This is a genomic window from Pseudomonas viridiflava (assembly GCF_900602065.1).
GTDB lineage: Bacteria > Pseudomonadota > Gammaproteobacteria > Pseudomonadales > Pseudomonadaceae > Aquipseudomonas.
In genome coordinates, this window is sequence record NZ_UWFN01000116.1 from 188,778 (window position 1) to 203,640 (window position 14,863).

Here is a 14,863-nt window from a genome sequence, read left to right on the forward strand (position 1 = left end):
AGTCCGTTCAGATGCAGTATTCAGCGGCCGAGCCGGTAAGAATCGTCGCGCTGACTCTGTCCAGCGGCAGCGAAAATGCCTCGGCAACACGCGCCGCCGTGTCGGGAATCAGGGCCTGCCCCGTTACGGCGATGAAGGCAGCGAAGTGGTCGACCTGCCGCCCTTCGCTCAGGCGGGCTGTGGCGATGGCGATCACGTCGAGTAGCACCCCCGCCATGCTTTTCATCGAGAACAGTTCTGGCTGAACGGCCTTGATCCATTGCAGGCGCAACGCTTCAAGCAAGCCTGCGTCAGGGCCACACATCCCGTTCCACCAACTGCTGCCGCCCTGCCGCGCACCGGCCTCCAGCAACGCCGGGAAAAAATCATCGAACACCTCCGCGCGCCACTGCAGGAAATGCTGCAGACGGAAATCGCCTTCACACTCCTCCGGTGCAACGCTGGCCAGATACAGGCGAGCGCTGTCGGCGCATGCCTGAGCGACCAGATCAGCGACCCAGATCGCATGGTTACGGCTGGTGGACAGGTTGAGGCCGTCGAGTTTGAGGAACTGATTGGGCATGAACAGTTGGCGTGCGTCTAACTCATCAAGCACCGATAACAGGGCCGGATAGACCACTGCGTGGCTGAACACGCAGTCGAAACCAAGAAAGTGCACCAGCGTACCCTGCCCTGATTGCCAGTACTGCTGGAACAGGTGTGGCTTGCCGATCTGCGCCGCATGTTCACGAAACGCAGCCATGTAACCGGCCAGCCCCATGAACCAGGTATGGACACGACACGAATCACCCTCGGCCAGGTCCAGTCCGGCATCGCCGGGCCGTGTGACGCCCCAGTCGTGCAAGTGCTCAAGGGTCTCGACCAGCCAGTTATTCAGCGGCTTGCGCCATCTGCGATTAAGCAAACGGTCGCGCAACACCGGTTTGAACAGCGCCAGTTTGAGAAATGCGCGATGGCTGTTGCGCCACTTCACAGGCTGGCTGCAGAGTTTGCAGTGCAGCGCGGTCATGAGTATCGAGTCCGGTGCCTGAGCACAGTTTTCGCACTGACTAGCGTCGGATTCGGCACCGCAGTAATTGCACAGTCCACGGGCAAAGGCTTCGTAGCCCCAGACATCACAGCTCGCGCAGTACGCTTCACTGGCATCACGAAACTCGATGACTCCCGCATCGCGTGCCTTGTCGAACACCTCACGCACTGCGTCAGCGAAGAATGCATTGCCCTGCGGCCGCATCCAGTTATCGGGCCTGATATTGATCGCCGCCAGTGACGCTTCAATTCGGTCCGAATTGCGCACCGCCAGCTCGACAGGGTCAACGCCCTGCTCCAGGCCTTTGCGCAGCATGTAAGACTGGTAGTCATCGGAATAGGAAACCAGTACGCAGTCATGACCTCGCTGGCGTTGCACACGGGTGAACACGTCAGCGCCCAGAAACGGTCCGGCGATATGGCCGATGTGCAAGTCGCCGTTGGGCGTCGGTGGGGTGATGGTGACCACGAACCTAGTCATTCAGGCACCCCGTAGTCTCGTTGTGCTGAGCGACGAAGTCGTTGACGTAATTCATGTCCCACCAGACCACGTATAAATGAAAGTCCTCGGGTGAATCATTGATGATGTAATGATCGGTGTGCTTGGGAATCGCCGCGATATCACCCACGCCAAACTCCAGCTCTCGCTCGCCAATCACCAGCCGTGCGCGGCCCTTGATGGCGATGAATATCTCCTGATCGATCTGGGTATGCGGCTCACTGCGAGTGCCGGGCCGCACCACACACCAACCGCCGGCAAACGGCATCGGGTAGCCTTGCCAAGGGAGCAAACGACTGCCGTCCAGACCGTATTCATGAACCAGATTGTCGAAACGGGTTGAGCGAAGTATTTCGAACTTTTGCATGGCCAGCCTCCGTGGCGAAGTGATGGCCAGGAGCATGCAATCGACGATGGAAGTTGGCTATCTGATCCATTGATAGAATAAATGTTGCGCATCGAATTTTTAGATTTCAGAAGCGTTTTATTACGCCTTTACTTATCGCGCCCGCCAAGTATCAGTTGCAGTGATGGCGTCTATCGACAGCCTCCATTTTTGCATGACCCATAACGCGCCTAGAATTCATTTCAACAGCAAAGCAAACCTTGAAGCTTTGCAGGTATTCCGAATTAATACTCAGTGGAGATTCACATGAAAAACTTTGCCCTGTTCGCCGCCCTTTCGTTTTTCTCGGTGTTTGCTTCGGCTAACGACTCCGTCAATAACAACGCACCAGTGCCCCCTGCAGTGGATTACAACTACTCGCAAAATCTGGATATTGCCAAAGTCCTCAAAGTGACTTCTGCCGAGAGCACCACCTGCGGCCCCGTCCAGGCGCACATGCTGTATCTGGACAGCAAAGGCGTTGAGCACAACCTGCAATACACCCGCATCAGCGGCGGTAACAATTGCCAGAATGGTTGATCTCATGAGCCCTGACTCATGTTTAGCGACGCAAGAAAAGGCCGCTGCAGTTCCCTGCAGTGGCCTTTTTCGTGTTGGGTTTAATTAAGCCACCCACTGCACGTTGTGAACAATAATGGCCCGCCCTTCATAAGCACTCAGATGAAGTTTATTAACCAGGGCCGTCGGCACACTATTCCCTTGCCCGGTATTAGTGGGGCCTGTTTATCTCAACCGGATCAAACCAAGGTATACAAGGAACACACTCAGGCGCTAATCCGCTGACTGCAGGTAGCACAGACCGTGCGAGAACTTTTAATTAATCTGCGTACTTCAGCACTATAAACGCGCAGGAGTTGAGCATGACGAACGCAATGAATCACGAACGCACTCACTGGACCGACTGTCGTGTCAGCGCATACGGCGCACACTTTTCACTGAGTCGAGTCGCCCGTATTGAACTGGTTGATTTGATGCGTCGGCACCTGAGTACGCATGTCGAGTTGCTCGATCAGTTGAAAAATATTCAGCATCATCTGCGTAACCCGGGCTTTACCGTCATGAAGCAGCCGTTTGATCGCTTGGCCGAAGCGACCACCACTCACATTGAGTACCTGTGTGCACGTATCAAGGATTTCGGTGGTATGCCGGAGCGCGTGCTGCTGGCTTCGATGCGGGCACCGATTCAGCATTGTGCTGAGGTGCCCTTTGCAGACGGACTGAATAACATACACAGCCGCGCGCAAGAGCTGGGGTCATTTGCCCGACAGCTTCAGCCTGTGACTCAGCGCGCCAGCCGCTATGGGGACTACGCGACAGCCACCCTGGTCACCGAAATTCTCGCCCAGGCGCAAACGATCATTCACGCCATCAAGCTGAATATTCCCGCCAGCCGCGCGAATGCCGTGCCGCCAGCGCTCTATCAGCAAACGCCGAAGCCTGTAACGCACAGTGCTCGCCGCTGACATGAGTGAAAGACCAGACCGATAAAAACCAGGCAGACGCTACGGCTGCCTGGCGACAGGTACCGGGTATCAGAAGATATTGATCGGGTAGTCAGCGATCAGACGGAATTCATTGTTATCGGTATCGCCCTGATCGGCATTTGCCCGGTGCCAGGACTGACGCAGACGCAATGCGAGGTCCTTGGCAGGTCCGGTCTGGACCACGTACTTGGCTTCGACATCGGTCTCGTGGTGCTTACCATCTTCACCGTAACCGCCATACTGGGTATTGGCGGGCATGTTGGTGCCGTCGATGTCATATCCCTTGACGTAACGGACCATGAAGCCAAGGCCGGGTACACCATAACTCGCCATGTTCAGGTCATAACGCGCCTGCCATGATTTTTCTCCCGGACCGTTGAAGTCCGAGTACTGCACGGAGTTGTTGAGGAAGATCGAATCCGCTGTATCACCGGCCGAATTATCACCGAAAGCAACATAGTCAAATGGCGTATCGCCATTAACTTTTTGGAAGGCCAGTGTCACTGTGTGAGCCGTCAGGAAAGAATAAGCGGCAGCCATCGACCATGTAGTGTTGCTGATATCACCCGCTTTGGATTGGCCCGAATCGGTGGTGCGATAGATATTGAAATCAAGATTCAGCGACTGCTCATCAGCAAGCGGCAGCGTCAAGTTGGTGTTGGCATAGTACTGATGCCATACATCCTTGAGATCCGAACCGTAGAGACTGACCGTCAGATTGTCGTTAATGGTGTACTTGCCACCTGCGTAATCAATGCTACTTGACTCGACATCTGCGTAGGCCGCATGCAAACCGTGATCATTGTTGGTCGTCACCGGGCCGTTACTGCCGGTGAAGTGCCCGACATCCAGATCAAGGCCATCGATTTCACTGCTCAGCAGATTGAAACCGGTTGCTGTTTGCGGGAACAGTCTTGTCCCGCCAGCAGCGAATACCGGCGCTGTTGGCTGCAGGTTGCCGTAGCGCAATTCGGTTTTGGAAATGCGTAATTTCACTGCGCCGCCCGCAGTGCCGTATTCATTCTCTGGTGAATCATTGCGGTTCACCGGCAGGTTCCCGGTACCGCTGGTCCCGGCGCCGCCGTCCAGCTTCAGGCCCCAGTATCCGTAGGCATCGACCCCGAACCCCACAGTGCCTTGAGTAAATCCGGAACTGAAATTACCCAACACGGCCTGGGTCCAGTCCTTCTGATCGCCTACGCGATCGCCATTGCGGTTCTTGCCATCACGATTGAAATAATAGTTTCTGAGATTGAGGTTGAGGCTACTGCCTTCCACAAATCCGGTGGCTTCAGACTGATCGCTGACGGTGGCCGCCGATGCCAGTTGACTCACTCCCAGTGAGACCGCCAGCGTGATGAGATTACACTTCAGAAACTTCATTTCTTTCCCCTGTTTCAATATTGCTTATCGTTTTTCGCGCAACAAGGCTACAGCAAGAATGGCCAGTCTTGGGACATGAGGCCCGATAAGCGATGAGATACGGCAGAAACAAAAATGAGTACAAACATTATTGACATACAGGAATGATCAAGAATTCTGACGATTCTGTTCAAGCTCCAGAGGCCCATTCGAAAGGACAGGTTTGCTCACCTGCCCGCGAGTTTTTAACACCTTTGAAACTTCCGGCGCCTCTTCGTTTGATGATAGTCACTATCAATTATCGTAATAGTCTGAATCTTTCCAGCGATGATAGTGTGGGCGGCGATGAAGAACGTATTCGATCGCTCTCTGAATCCGCATCAGAGGGCGCCAGATTGATGCTCCCACTTCATCATTCCTTTGGTTAAAACTTTATAGCCACCTCACTTTTGTGCGGTGGCTTTTTTTTGATTTTTTATCCTGATGGGGTACTCAACGCTGGAGTCGCCGGGCAGTTTCTGGTCTATTGGGCCCTTGAATGCCGATCAACAGCGCATAATCCAGCTTCCGCAAACAGGTAATTTTTTGATGTCTGCCCAACCGTTCAAGCACCTCCTCTCGACTCTGACCCTTCTCGCTTCCCTGACCGCGGCCTCCAATGCAATGGCTCACGCGCACCTGGAGAGCCAGTTGCCCGCTGCCAGTAGCACCGTCAGCAGCCCCAAGGAGCTACGCCTGCATTTCTCGGAAGGCGTTGAAGAAAAATTCACCAAAGTCAGCATTACCTCAACCACCCCGGGTGGCAAAACTCTGGTTGAGCCGGTCCCTGGTATTGCAACTGATCCCGCCGACAAGAAAACCCTCATCGTCACGCCAACCTCGCCGCTGGCGGCTGGAGACTACAAGGTCGAATGGCACGCAGTATCCGTTGACACGCACAAGAGCGAAGGCAGCTATAGCTTCACCGTAAGCCCCTGATTCATGCAGACCGCACTCATCCTGTGTCGCTTCGTGCACTTCTGGGTGCTGCTGATGCTGTTCGGGATTTATCTTTCACAGCAGCTCCTGTTGCGCACTCACCTGGCTCGCGCAGCTCACCTTCAGCCGATCAAGGTCCTGCGATGGCTTACAGCGCTCGGGTTGGCCAGCGCCATTGCCTGGCTGATGCTGACCGCTGCGAGCATGGCCGGCAGCTGGGCGGATAGCGTGGCCCCGACAACCTTGCTACTGGTCCTTGGCCACACGGCTTTCGGCAAGTTGTGGGTCTGGCACATGGTTTTGAATCTGGCGCTGCTGCTTTTACTGGTCCGCAACCAGCGCTTGCCATGGTTGTATCTGCTGCTCGCTACCTTGCTGCTGGCGACATTGGCCCCCATTGGACACGTGGCGATGTTCGACGGTGTATACGGTCAGTTGCTGATCCTCAACCAGTTCGTTCATCTGTTGGCGGTCGGAGCATGGCTGGGCGGTCTAGGTCTGTTGCTGACGCTGCTGCGTAAACCCTCGGATGTCGATATGCGAGGGGTATTGCTGCGCTTTGGCGGCTTCGGTTATGTCATGGTGGCGCTGATTATCCTGACTGGATTGGTCAACGTGCGGGTCATGAGTGGTGCGCCGTGGCCGACGCCCGCTTTGTCCGGCTTTGGCCTGGTGCTCGGCATCAAAGTGGCCATGGTGTTGTGCATGCTCGCACTCGCACTGTTCAACCGACTGGCGCTCAATCGCGGCACGGTGCGGCTAGACCGGGTGCGTATCAGCGTAGCGTTTGAATGCCTGTTTGGTATGGCCGCACTGGCGGCGGTTTCTCTGCTGGGCACCTTGCCGCCGATGCTTGCCGACTGAATCGAATTTGACCGCAAGACCCGGAGTGCAGGCGGTCCACTCGCCCAATAAGCTGAGGCTCATCGTATCCGTGCAAGGTATCGGCTCATGACACGCAACAAATCATCATCGTCGGCAACCGAAAATGACCCGCGCTGGAAAGCGGTGCTGACCCGCGATGCCTCAGCAGACGAGCAGTTCGTCTACGGCGTACGGACCACTGGCGTCTACTGCCGCCCGAGCAGTCTGTCGCGCCTGCCCAACCCCGATAACGTTGTATTTTTTGACAGCGTCGAGCAAGCCGAAGCGGCCGGGTATCGACCCAGCAAACGTGCCGCAGCAGACCAAAGCCATGTCGCACGGATGCACGCCGCCCTGGTCTCCTGCGCTTGTCGTCGCATCGAAGACGCAGATATTGCTCCCAGTTTGAAAGAGCTTGCCGAGAGTTCGGGGCTCAGCCCCTATCATTTTCATCGGGTGTTCAAGGCGGTGACGGGGTTGACGCCCAAAGCGTATGCCAATGCACACCGGGCCAAAAAGATCCGCCATCAGTTGTATTCGGGAGGCTCGATCACCGACGCCCTGTACGACGCCGGCTTCAACTCCAGCAGTCGTTTCTATGCGGCGTCTGACGGGTTGCTGGGCATGAAACCGGTGCAATATCGAAAGGGTGGCCATGACACCGAGATACATTTCGCGATTGGCGAATGCTCGCTGGGCTCGATTCTGGTTGCCCAGAGTCAGCTCGGCGTGTGCGCCATCCTGCTGGGTGACGATCCGGAGTTGCTGGTGCGTGACTTTCAGGACCAGTTCCGCCACGCAACCCTGGTCGGTGCGGACGACGATTTCGAGCAGATGATCGCTCGGGTGGTGGGTTTTATTGAATCACCAAACCTGGGGCTGGACCTGCCTCTGGATATGCGCGGCACAGCCTTTCAACAGCGGGTCTGGCTGGCACTCAAGGAGATACCGCCGGGCAGTACCGCGAGCTACGCGGAAATTGCCCAACGCATCGGCGCGCCCACCTCCTTTCGAGCAGTAGCCATGGCCTGCGGCGCCAACAAGCTGGCAGTGGCCATTCCCTGCCACCGAGTGGTGCGCAGTGACGGCGGTCTCTCTGGGTATCGGTGGGGCGTAGAGCGCAAGCAACAATTGCTGGATCGGGAGAGTGAGTTGGCTCAAGCCCCCGGTGGCTCCCACAGATGAAACGCGGTTTTCCTGTGGGAGCCGGGCTTGCCCGCGATATCGGCACCTCGGTACATCTGACAGACCGTGTCGCCTATATCGCGAGCAAGCTCGGCTCCTACAGATCGAATGCAGCCAGGCTATGGCTCAGGTACCGCTGATGAAACGCGGTTTTCCTGTGGGAGCCGGGCTTGCCCGCGATACCGGCACCTCGGTACATCTGACAGACCGTGTCGCCTATATCGCGAGCAAGCTCGGCTCCTACAGATCGAATGCAGCCCGACTATGGCTCAGGTGCCGCTGATGAAACGCGGTTTTCCTGTGGGAGCGGTGCTTGCCCGCGATACCGGCACCTCGGTACATCTGACAGACCGCGTCATCTATATCGCGAGCAAGCCTGGCTCCAACAGATCGAATGCAGCCCGACTATGGCTCAGTTGCGGCTAGCGGTTTACATCCACGACTACCCTGCCCCGGACCTCACCCGCCAGTAGTCTGGGCGCGATGTCGATCACGTCGCCCAGGCCGATTTCACGGCTGATCAGCGGCAGTAACGAAAGATCCAGATCTGTCGCGAGCCTGGCCCAGGCAGCCACTCTGTCCTCGCGAGGCCGGGTGACGCTGTCGATGCCCGCGAGGGTAATGCCACGCAAAATGAACGGTGCGACCGACGCGGGAAACTCCATGCCCTGCGCCAGGCCACACGCGGCTACCGTGCCGCGATAACGAGTGGCCGCGCAGATATTGGCCAGTGTATGACTGCCAATCGAATCGATGGCACCCGCCCAGCGCTCTTTGGTCAAGGGCCTCCCGGGTTCCGATAACGTGTGCCGATCAATGATCTCGGCCGCCCCCAGTTGCTCAAGGTAAGAGGTTTCATTCAAGCGCCCGGTGGACGCCACTACCCGGTAGCCCAGTCGGGCAAGGATGGCCACAGCAAAACTTCCCACGCCACCATTGGCTCCAGTGACCAACACTTCGCCTTTGTCCGGCGTCACTCCGTTGTTTTCCAGCGCCATCACCGCCAGCATCGCCGTGTAACCTGCCGTCCCGATCGCCATGGCTTGTGCGGCACTGAATGCCTCAGGCAAAGGGATCAACCATTTGCCTTGCAGGCGGGCTTTCTGCGCCAGCCCACCCCAATGCCCCTCTCCAACACCCCAGCCATTGAGTAGTACCTGATCGCCGACCGCAAAATCCGCATGGCTGCTGACGGTCACCGTTCCGGCCAGATCCACACCGGGCACCATCGGAAAGCTGCGTACGATAGGTCCTTCGCCCGTGATCGCCAGCCCATCCTTGTAGTTCAGGGTGCTGTACGACACGTCAACGGTCACGTCGCCTTCCGGCAGCGATTCCTCGCTGACCTCAGCCAGCGTCGAGCGATAACCCGTGTCGTCTTTTTCGATCAAGATGCCTTTGAACATGCTTGCCTCCAATTTAGACCGATCGTCTTTTAATACTTGAAAAGGTTCATTGCGGCAGCCCGCGAAGAAACCCCGAAATATAGGTGTTAAGCGGTGCATCACTGGCAACCAGACGCGCACGTAGCACGGCACCTTCCCAGCCAATCCAGAAGAACGCCGCCAACTCATCGCAATCAGCATGACGCGCCAGCTCACCTTGCACTTGAGCCGCACGAAAACAAGCGCTCAAGCGCGTTTGCCAATCGCGAAAGATACCCTCCAGAACCTCCCGAAAACCTTCAGGCAGCATGCTGACTTCCTGCCCGAGATTGCCCACCAGACAGCCACGCCGATAATCATGACGCGCCATGCCCGCTTTGGCGTTTTGCACAAATCCCACCAGACGCTCAAGGGGCGTCAGCGTTTCATCGAGCAGCCAGCGATCCAGCTTTTGCGAGAAGTAATCGGCGTAGCTCTCCAGTACGGCGTGGCCGAACGCTTCCTTGCTGGGAAAGTAGTGATAGAAAGAGCCCTTGGGCACCCCCACCCGTTTGAGGATGTAATCGATGCCGGTAGCGGTAAAACCCTGCTCAGTCAGTACTTCAGTGCCGCAGCGGATCAGCACTTCGCGGGTTTCGAAATTTTCCCTGTCGACCTTGGGTGGCCTGCCTGGGCGGCGTTTCAATGCGGGTATAGTCATGGGAGGCAATATTAGACCGATCGTCTCTTATGTCAAATACGCTCAGTGACCGGTTGCCAAATGCCGCTCACACACGCTCAATAGCGTTTCCCCAAAAAACCGCACGGAGCCTTTATGAACGCCTGGCCTGATACGCGCTTCCTTGATTTGTTAGGGATTGAATTGCCCATTCTTCTCGCGCCAATGGCGGGCGCAGGCGGTTCCGCGATGGCCATCGCGGTAGGCAGCGCTGGCGGTCTCGCCTCCCTCCCGTGCGCGATGCTGACCCCACAGCAGATCCGCGACGAGGTCGCGCTCATACGTCAACACACCAAGGCACCGCTGAACCTGAATTTCTTCTGCCATCAACCGCCTCAGGATGATCCGCAAAGTCACGAAAACTGGAAGGAGGCACTGCGGCCTTATTACCTTGAGCTGGGCGCTGACCTTGATGCCCCTACCCCGGCGTCCAGTCGTGCGCCTTTTGATCTCGCCAGTTGCGAACTGGTCGAAACGTTGAAACCCGAGGTCGTCAGTTTCCACTTCGGCCTGCCGGAAACCGGGCTGCTTTCAAGAGTCAAGGCAACCGGTGCCAAGGTCATCTCGTCAGCCACGACGGTTGCTGAAGCCGTCTGGCTAGAGGCAAATGGTTGCGACGCCATCATTGCCATGGGCTACGAAGCTGGCGGGCATCGGGGGATTTTTCTCAGCACGGAACTGACCACACAGATCGGCACCCTGGCGCTGGTGCCGCAGGTCGTGGACGCGGTCAGCGTACCGGTGATTGCTGCGGGTGGCATTGCTGATGGGCGCGGGATCGCCGCGGCATTCATGCTCGGCGCTTGCGCGGTACAGATCGGTACAGCCTATCTGTTCTGTGCCGAAGCCAAGGTCAGCAAGCCTCACTACAAGGCGCTACGCACCGCGGATGGCAGCCAGACGGCGCTGACTAACATTTTTACCGGACGTCCAGCGCGGGGCATCATCAATCGGGTGATGGCCGAACTGGGTCCCATGAGCCCACTGGCACCCGCATTCCCGTCGGCGGGTGGTGCGCTGATACCTTTGCGGGCAATCGCCGAACCTTTGGGCAACGGCGACTTCATGAACCTCTGGGCCGGACAGTCGGTGGGGATCAAACATGAGCATGGTGCTGAACAATTAACCCGGCTGATTGCACGCCAGGCGCTGGAAAAACTCATCCGGGCATAAACTTAGCTTCCCACGGAACAAGGCATCGCTATATATTTCTATATATAGCGAACGACCGGTACCCGGTCGTTTTATGCCCTGCCTTTACATGGAACCTTTCAATGCCCTCGTTCCCTCGTCATCTCGCCTTCAAATCCCTGGCAGGCGTGATCGCCGCAGTGGCGATGAGCTCTGCCTTCGCTGACGAAGTACAGGTCGCCGTTGCCGCGAACTTCACCGCGCCCATTCAGGCCATTGCCAAGGATTTTGAAGCGGACACCGGCCATAAACTGGTCGCGGCATTCGGCTCCACCGGGCAGTTCTACACCCAGATCAAAAACGGCGCACCGTTCGAAGTGTTCCTTGCCGCCGATGACACCACCCCGGCCAAGCTGGAAAGCGAAGGCGACATCGTCAAAGGCTCGCGCTTTACCTACGCCGTCGGCACGCTGGCCCTGTGGTCGGCCAAAGAAGGCTATGTCGACGCTAAAGGCGACGTGCTGAAGAAAAATGAATACCAGCACCTGTCCATCGCGAACCCCAAAGCCGCCCCTTATGGTTTGGCCGCCACCCAGGTACTCGCCAAACTCGGCCTGACGGATGCGACAAAAGCCAAAATTGTCGAAGGTCAAAGCATCACCCAGGCGTATCAGTTCGTGTCCACCGGCAATGCAGAGCTGGGTTTTGTCGCCCTGTCGCAGATTTATAAAGACGGCAAAGTGACTGGCGGCTCGGCCTGGATCGTACCGGCCGAGTTGCACGACCCGATCAAGCAGGACGCCGTGATTCTCAACAAAGGCAAAGACAACGCTGCAGCCAAAGCGCTGGTTGAATACCTCAAAGGTCCAAAAGCAGCCGCTGTGATCAAGTCCTTCGGATACCAACTGTAAATGCCGCTCGACAGTACCGACTTCGCTGCAATCTGGTTGACCCTGAAACTTGCGTCGCTGACTACCTTGATTCTGTTGGTGATCGGCACGCCTATCGCCTTATGGCTGGCCCATACCCGCTCCTGGCTCAAAGGCCCGATCGGGGCCATTGTCGCCTTGCCTCTGGTGCTACCGCCCACGGTCATCGGGTTTTACCTGCTGTTATTGCTCGGCCCTAACGGTACTGTCGGTCAACTGACTCAAAGCCTGGGTTTGGGAACGCTGACGTTCACCTTTCCTGGTTTGGTCATTGGTTCGGTGCTTTATTCCATGCCCTTTGTTGTGCAGCCTTTGCAAAACGCCTTCTCTGCCATTGGTACACGCCCGCTGGAAGTGGCGGCGACGTTGCGCGCCAACCCTTGGGATACCTTTTTCAGTGTGGTATTGCCGCTTGCCAAGCCTGGCTTCATCACCGGCGCGATTCTGGGTTTCGCGCACACGGTCGGCGAGTTTGGCGTGGTGTTGATGATCGGCGGCAATATCCCGGACAAGACCCGCGTGGTTTCCGTACAGATCTTCGATCATGTGGAATCCATGGAGTACCTGCAGGCGCATTGGCTGGCGGGTTCGATGGTAGTGTTTTCTTTCCTGGTTCTTCTGGCGCTTTACTCAAGCGGCAAGACCAAAGCGGCCTGGAGCTGATCCATGACTTCCGAGATCCAGGTGCGGTTGCAGATGGAATACCCGGCCTTCAGCGTAGACGTCGATCTACGCTTACCAGGGCGCGGAGTGACTGCGCTGTATGGCCACTCGGGCTCGGGCAAGACCACTTGCCTGCGCTGCATTGCGGGGCTGGAAAAACCTCGGCAAGGGTTCATTCAAATCAACGATGAGGTCTGGCAGGACACTGCCAAAAGCCTGTTCGTGCCCCCGCACAAACGCGCACTCGGTTATGTTTTTCAGGAAGCGAGCCTGTTCCCGCATTTATCGGTGCGGGGCAATCTGGAGTTTGGCCTGCGCCGTATTGCGGCCGATCAGCGCCATGTCGACCTGCACCACGCCACACAGTTACTGGGCATCGAACACCTGCTGGAGCGACGCCCTGACAAGCTCTCCGGTGGAGAACGACAACGGGTGGGTATCGCCAGAGCGCTGCTGACCAGCCCGCGCCTGCTGTTGCTCGACGAACCTCTCGCGGCGCTGGACGCGAAACGCAAAAGTGAAATTCTGCCGTATCTGGAACGCCTGCACGATGGGCTGGAGATCCCCATGCTCTACGTCAGCCATTCCCAGGACGAGGTGGCGCGTCTGGCCGATCATCTGGTCCTCATGAGCGACGGCAAAGCCTTGGCCAGCGGTCCCATTGGCGAAACCCTGGCGCGACTGGACTTACCCATGGCCATGGGCGACGACGCTGGCGTGGTCATTGAAGGCTCTGTCGTTGCCTACGACGCCGAGTATCAATTGCTCAGCGTCGCCCTGCCCCACAGTGACCTGCGCATGCGCCTTGCCCATACGCCACTGCCGTCAGGCAAGGTTTTGCGCTTCAAGGTGCAGGCCCGGGACGTCAGCCTCAACCTGCACCCGGACGACCAGAGCAGCATCCTCAATCGGCTGCCAGTCACCGTGATCAGCGAGATCCCCGCAGACAATACGGCGCACGTGCTGGTCCGCCTGGACGCGGCAGGCACGCCTTTGTTGGCGCGGATCACCCGATACTCGCGTGATCAATTGCGGCTAGTGCCGGGACAGCAACTCTGGGCACAGATCAAATCGGTGGCGGTCCTGGCCTGATCACAAATACTGGGCACCCCTGAGAACCGCTGCGGTCAATCCACATAACTGCCCTGTGGATTGCTGCCATGCCTGATTCGACTGTCGTTGACCAACTGCCTCCAGACCTGCATTACGTTGAGGATACGCAAGCCGGTTTTACCCGAAAGATCCTGCGAGGCAAGTTTGTCTATTTCGACAGAGACGGCCAACGCATTCGCGACGAAGCGGAAATCAAGCGCATCAATGCACTTGTCATCCCCCCGGCTTATACCGACGTCTGGATTTGCCCTGACCCGCGCGGACATTTACAAGCCACCGGACGCGATGCACGTGGCCGCAAGCAATACCGCTATCACCCACGCTGGCGGGAAGTGCGTGATCAGAACAAATACTCACGCATGATCGAATTCGGCCTGGCGTTGCCCAAGGTCCGGAAGAAAATCGAAGCGCAGCTTGCAGAGCCCGGTATTGGCCGTGACAAGGTAATGGCGACTGTAGTTTCGCTACTCGATGCGACACTGATCCGCATTGGCAACAGCCAGTACGCCCGGGACAACCGTTCCTATGGATTGACCACCTTGCGCAACAAACACGTTGAGGTGCGTGGCAACGATATTCTGTTTGAGTTTCGCGGCAAGAGCGGCGTCGAGCATCAGATCAGCGTCACCGACCGCCGACTGGCGAAGGTCATCAAACGCTGCATGGAGTTGCCTGGCCAGAACCTGTTCCAGTATCTGGACGACAAAGGCGAACGCCATACCGTGAGTTCTTCGGATATCAACGCGTACCTGCATCAGCTCACAGGCGCGGACTTTACGGCCAAAGACTACCGTACCTGGGCGGGCAGCGCGTTGGCATTGGCCACACTGCGCAAGCTGCATTGGGAACCTGAAGCAGACGCAAAAAAACATATCGTCGAGATGGTGAAGGAGGTCGCCCGGCAGTTGGGGAACACCCCTGCGATCTGCCGCAAGTGTTATATCCATCCGGCGGTACTGGAAGGCTTCCTGCTCGGTGAGCTCGCCCTGTTACCGCGAACCCGGCAACGTAAAGGCTTGCGCCTGGAAGAAGTTGCCCTCGCAACTTATCTGCAGAATCTGGCGGAAAAAGTCGCTATTGAGTCATCGGGCAAAGCATGACGCGCAACCGGCGCTTG

The 14,863-nt window shown here is 57.3% G+C and carries 16 protein-coding genes; 11 read left to right on the forward strand and 5 right to left on the reverse strand.

The genetic code is table 11. The annotated features are described in order from the left end of the window. Positions 1 to 7 precede the first annotated feature (7 nt). The gene (locus EE949_RS06030; protein WP_122663439.1) at positions 8 to 1,510 is read right to left on the reverse strand and encodes a methionine--tRNA ligase; all 1,503 of its coding nucleotides are present in this window, start codon (positions 1,508 to 1,510) and stop codon (positions 8 to 10) included. Then, entirely contained in the window at positions 1,503 to 1,895 is a 393-nt protein-coding gene (locus EE949_RS06035) for a cupin domain-containing protein (RefSeq protein WP_122663440.1), read from the reverse strand. Before EE949_RS06035 ends, EE949_RS06030 begins: the two co-directional genes overlap by 8 nt. A 285-nt stretch (positions 1,896 to 2,180) precedes the next feature. Here EE949_RS06035 and EE949_RS06040 point away from each other — a divergent pair, with 285 nt between their 5' ends. Together EE949_RS06040 and EE949_RS06045 are read left to right on the forward strand one after the other, a co-directional pair. Then, positions 2,181 to 2,453 (forward strand): DUF2790 domain-containing protein, encoded by a 273-nt coding sequence (locus EE949_RS06040; RefSeq protein ID WP_122663441.1) that lies wholly within the window; start codon positions 2,181 to 2,183, stop codon positions 2,451 to 2,453. Positions 2,454 to 2,794: 341 nt separating this feature from the next. Then, complete coding sequence (locus tag EE949_RS06045) at positions 2,795 to 3,397, forward strand: ferritin-like domain-containing protein (protein WP_122663442.1); 603 nt, start codon at positions 2,795 to 2,797, stop codon at positions 3,395 to 3,397. A 69-nt stretch (positions 3,398 to 3,466) separates the two neighbouring features. On the opposite strand, the gene EE949_RS06050 is transcribed toward EE949_RS06045, so the two are convergent. Continuing rightward, positions 3,467 to 4,801 (reverse strand): OprD family porin, encoded by a 1,335-nt coding sequence (locus EE949_RS06050; protein WP_122663443.1) that lies wholly within the window; start codon positions 4,799 to 4,801, stop codon positions 3,467 to 3,469. 143 nt (positions 4,802 to 4,944) lie between these two features. Between EE949_RS06050 and EE949_RS29400 the strand changes: the two genes are divergently transcribed. The 4 genes from EE949_RS29400 to ada all read left to right on the forward strand — a co-directional run bounded on the left by EE949_RS29400 (position 4,945) and on the right by ada (position 7,807). Beyond that, positions 4,945 to 5,208 carry a hypothetical protein gene (locus EE949_RS29400; protein WP_164666706.1) on the forward strand — a complete coding sequence of 88 codons (264 nt, stop codon included), beginning with the start codon at positions 4,945 to 4,947 and terminating at the stop codon, positions 5,206 to 5,208. 160 nt (positions 5,209 to 5,368) lie between these two features. Continuing rightward, positions 5,369 to 5,758 carry a copper homeostasis periplasmic binding protein CopC gene (gene copC / locus EE949_RS06055; RefSeq protein ID WP_122663444.1) on the forward strand — a complete coding sequence of 130 codons (390 nt, stop codon included), beginning with the start codon at positions 5,369 to 5,371 and terminating at the stop codon, positions 5,756 to 5,758. A 3-nt stretch (positions 5,759 to 5,761) separates the two neighbouring features. Next, positions 5,762 to 6,622 (forward strand): copper homeostasis membrane protein CopD, encoded by an 861-nt coding sequence (copD, locus tag EE949_RS06060; RefSeq protein ID WP_122663445.1) that lies wholly within the window; start codon positions 5,762 to 5,764, stop codon positions 6,620 to 6,622. An 87-nt stretch (positions 6,623 to 6,709) separates the two neighbouring features. Then, a complete protein-coding gene (ada, locus tag EE949_RS06065) occupies positions 6,710 to 7,807 on the forward strand; it encodes a bifunctional DNA-binding transcriptional regulator/O6-methylguanine-DNA methyltransferase Ada (RefSeq protein ID WP_122663446.1) in 1,098 nt (365 codons plus the stop codon). Between the two features lie 422 nt (positions 7,808 to 8,229). Here the strand turns inward: ada and EE949_RS06070 are convergent, their stop codons facing one another. Continuing rightward, a complete protein-coding gene (locus EE949_RS06070; RefSeq protein WP_122663447.1) occupies positions 8,230 to 9,213 on the reverse strand; it encodes an MDR family oxidoreductase in 984 nt (327 codons plus the stop codon). A 46-nt stretch (positions 9,214 to 9,259) separates the two neighbouring features. Next, complete coding sequence (locus EE949_RS06075; protein ID WP_122663448.1) at positions 9,260 to 9,892, reverse strand: TetR/AcrR family transcriptional regulator; 633 nt, start codon at positions 9,890 to 9,892, stop codon at positions 9,260 to 9,262. Between the two features lie 114 nt (positions 9,893 to 10,006). On the opposite strand from EE949_RS06075, the gene EE949_RS06080 reads away from it, so the two are divergent. The 5 genes from EE949_RS06080 to EE949_RS06100 all read left to right on the forward strand — a co-directional run bounded on the left by EE949_RS06080 (position 10,007) and on the right by EE949_RS06100 (position 14,846). Continuing rightward, complete coding sequence (locus tag EE949_RS06080; RefSeq protein WP_122663449.1) at positions 10,007 to 11,083, forward strand: NAD(P)H-dependent flavin oxidoreductase; 1,077 nt, start codon at positions 10,007 to 10,009, stop codon at positions 11,081 to 11,083. Positions 11,084 to 11,247: 164 nt separating this feature from the next. Then, complete coding sequence (gene modA / locus EE949_RS06085) at positions 11,248 to 11,952, forward strand: molybdate ABC transporter substrate-binding protein (RefSeq protein ID WP_122663733.1); 705 nt, start codon at positions 11,248 to 11,250, stop codon at positions 11,950 to 11,952. Then, on the forward strand, positions 11,953 to 12,633 hold the full coding sequence (gene modB, locus EE949_RS06090; RefSeq protein ID WP_122663450.1) for a molybdate ABC transporter permease subunit: 681 nt from the start codon (positions 11,953 to 11,955) through the stop codon (positions 12,631 to 12,633). 3 nt (positions 12,634 to 12,636) lie between these two features. Next, positions 12,637 to 13,725, forward strand: coding sequence for a molybdenum ABC transporter ATP-binding protein (gene modC / locus EE949_RS06095; protein ID WP_122663451.1), 1,089 nt, complete (start codon positions 12,637 to 12,639; stop codon positions 13,723 to 13,725). Positions 13,726 to 13,793: 68 nt separating this feature from the next. After that, entirely contained in the window at positions 13,794 to 14,846 is a 1,053-nt protein-coding gene (locus tag EE949_RS06100) for a DNA topoisomerase IB (protein ID WP_122663452.1), read from the forward strand. Positions 14,847 to 14,863 lie beyond the last annotated feature (17 nt).

What these genes read in the sequence shown, in the direction of transcription:
- EE949_RS06030 (WP_122663439.1), bottom strand. Translation starts at nt 1,510, where the DNA reads ATGACTAGGTTCGTGGTCACCATCACCCCACCGACGCCCAACGGCGAC.
- EE949_RS06035 (WP_122663440.1), bottom strand. Translation starts at nt 1,895, where the DNA reads ATGCAAAAGTTCGAAATACTTCGCTCAACCCGTTTCGACAATCTGGTT.
- EE949_RS06040 (WP_122663441.1), top strand. Translation starts at nt 2,181, where the DNA reads ATGAAAAACTTTGCCCTGTTCGCCGCCCTTTCGTTTTTCTCGGTGTTT.
- EE949_RS06045 (WP_122663442.1), top strand. Translation starts at nt 2,795, where the DNA reads ATGACGAACGCAATGAATCACGAACGCACTCACTGGACCGACTGTCGT.
- EE949_RS06050 (WP_122663443.1), bottom strand. Translation starts at nt 4,801, where the DNA reads ATGAAGTTTCTGAAGTGTAATCTCATCACGCTGGCGGTCTCACTGGGA.
- EE949_RS29400 (WP_164666706.1), top strand. Translation starts at nt 4,945, where the DNA reads ATGATCAAGAATTCTGACGATTCTGTTCAAGCTCCAGAGGCCCATTCG.
- copC (WP_122663444.1), top strand. Translation starts at nt 5,369, where the DNA reads ATGTCTGCCCAACCGTTCAAGCACCTCCTCTCGACTCTGACCCTTCTC.
- copD (WP_122663445.1), top strand. Translation starts at nt 5,762, where the DNA reads ATGCAGACCGCACTCATCCTGTGTCGCTTCGTGCACTTCTGGGTGCTG.
- ada (WP_122663446.1), top strand. Translation starts at nt 6,710, where the DNA reads ATGACACGCAACAAATCATCATCGTCGGCAACCGAAAATGACCCGCGC.
- EE949_RS06070 (WP_122663447.1), bottom strand. Translation starts at nt 9,213, where the DNA reads ATGTTCAAAGGCATCTTGATCGAAAAAGACGACACGGGTTATCGCTCG.
- EE949_RS06075 (WP_122663448.1), bottom strand. Translation starts at nt 9,892, where the DNA reads ATGACTATACCCGCATTGAAACGCCGCCCAGGCAGGCCACCCAAGGTC.
- EE949_RS06080 (WP_122663449.1), top strand. Translation starts at nt 10,007, where the DNA reads ATGAACGCCTGGCCTGATACGCGCTTCCTTGATTTGTTAGGGATTGAA.
- modA (WP_122663733.1), top strand. Translation starts at nt 11,248, where the DNA reads ATGAGCTCTGCCTTCGCTGACGAAGTACAGGTCGCCGTTGCCGCGAAC.
- modB (WP_122663450.1), top strand. Translation starts at nt 11,953, where the DNA reads ATGCCGCTCGACAGTACCGACTTCGCTGCAATCTGGTTGACCCTGAAA.
- modC (WP_122663451.1), top strand. Translation starts at nt 12,637, where the DNA reads ATGACTTCCGAGATCCAGGTGCGGTTGCAGATGGAATACCCGGCCTTC.
- EE949_RS06100 (WP_122663452.1), top strand. Translation starts at nt 13,794, where the DNA reads ATGCCTGATTCGACTGTCGTTGACCAACTGCCTCCAGACCTGCATTAC.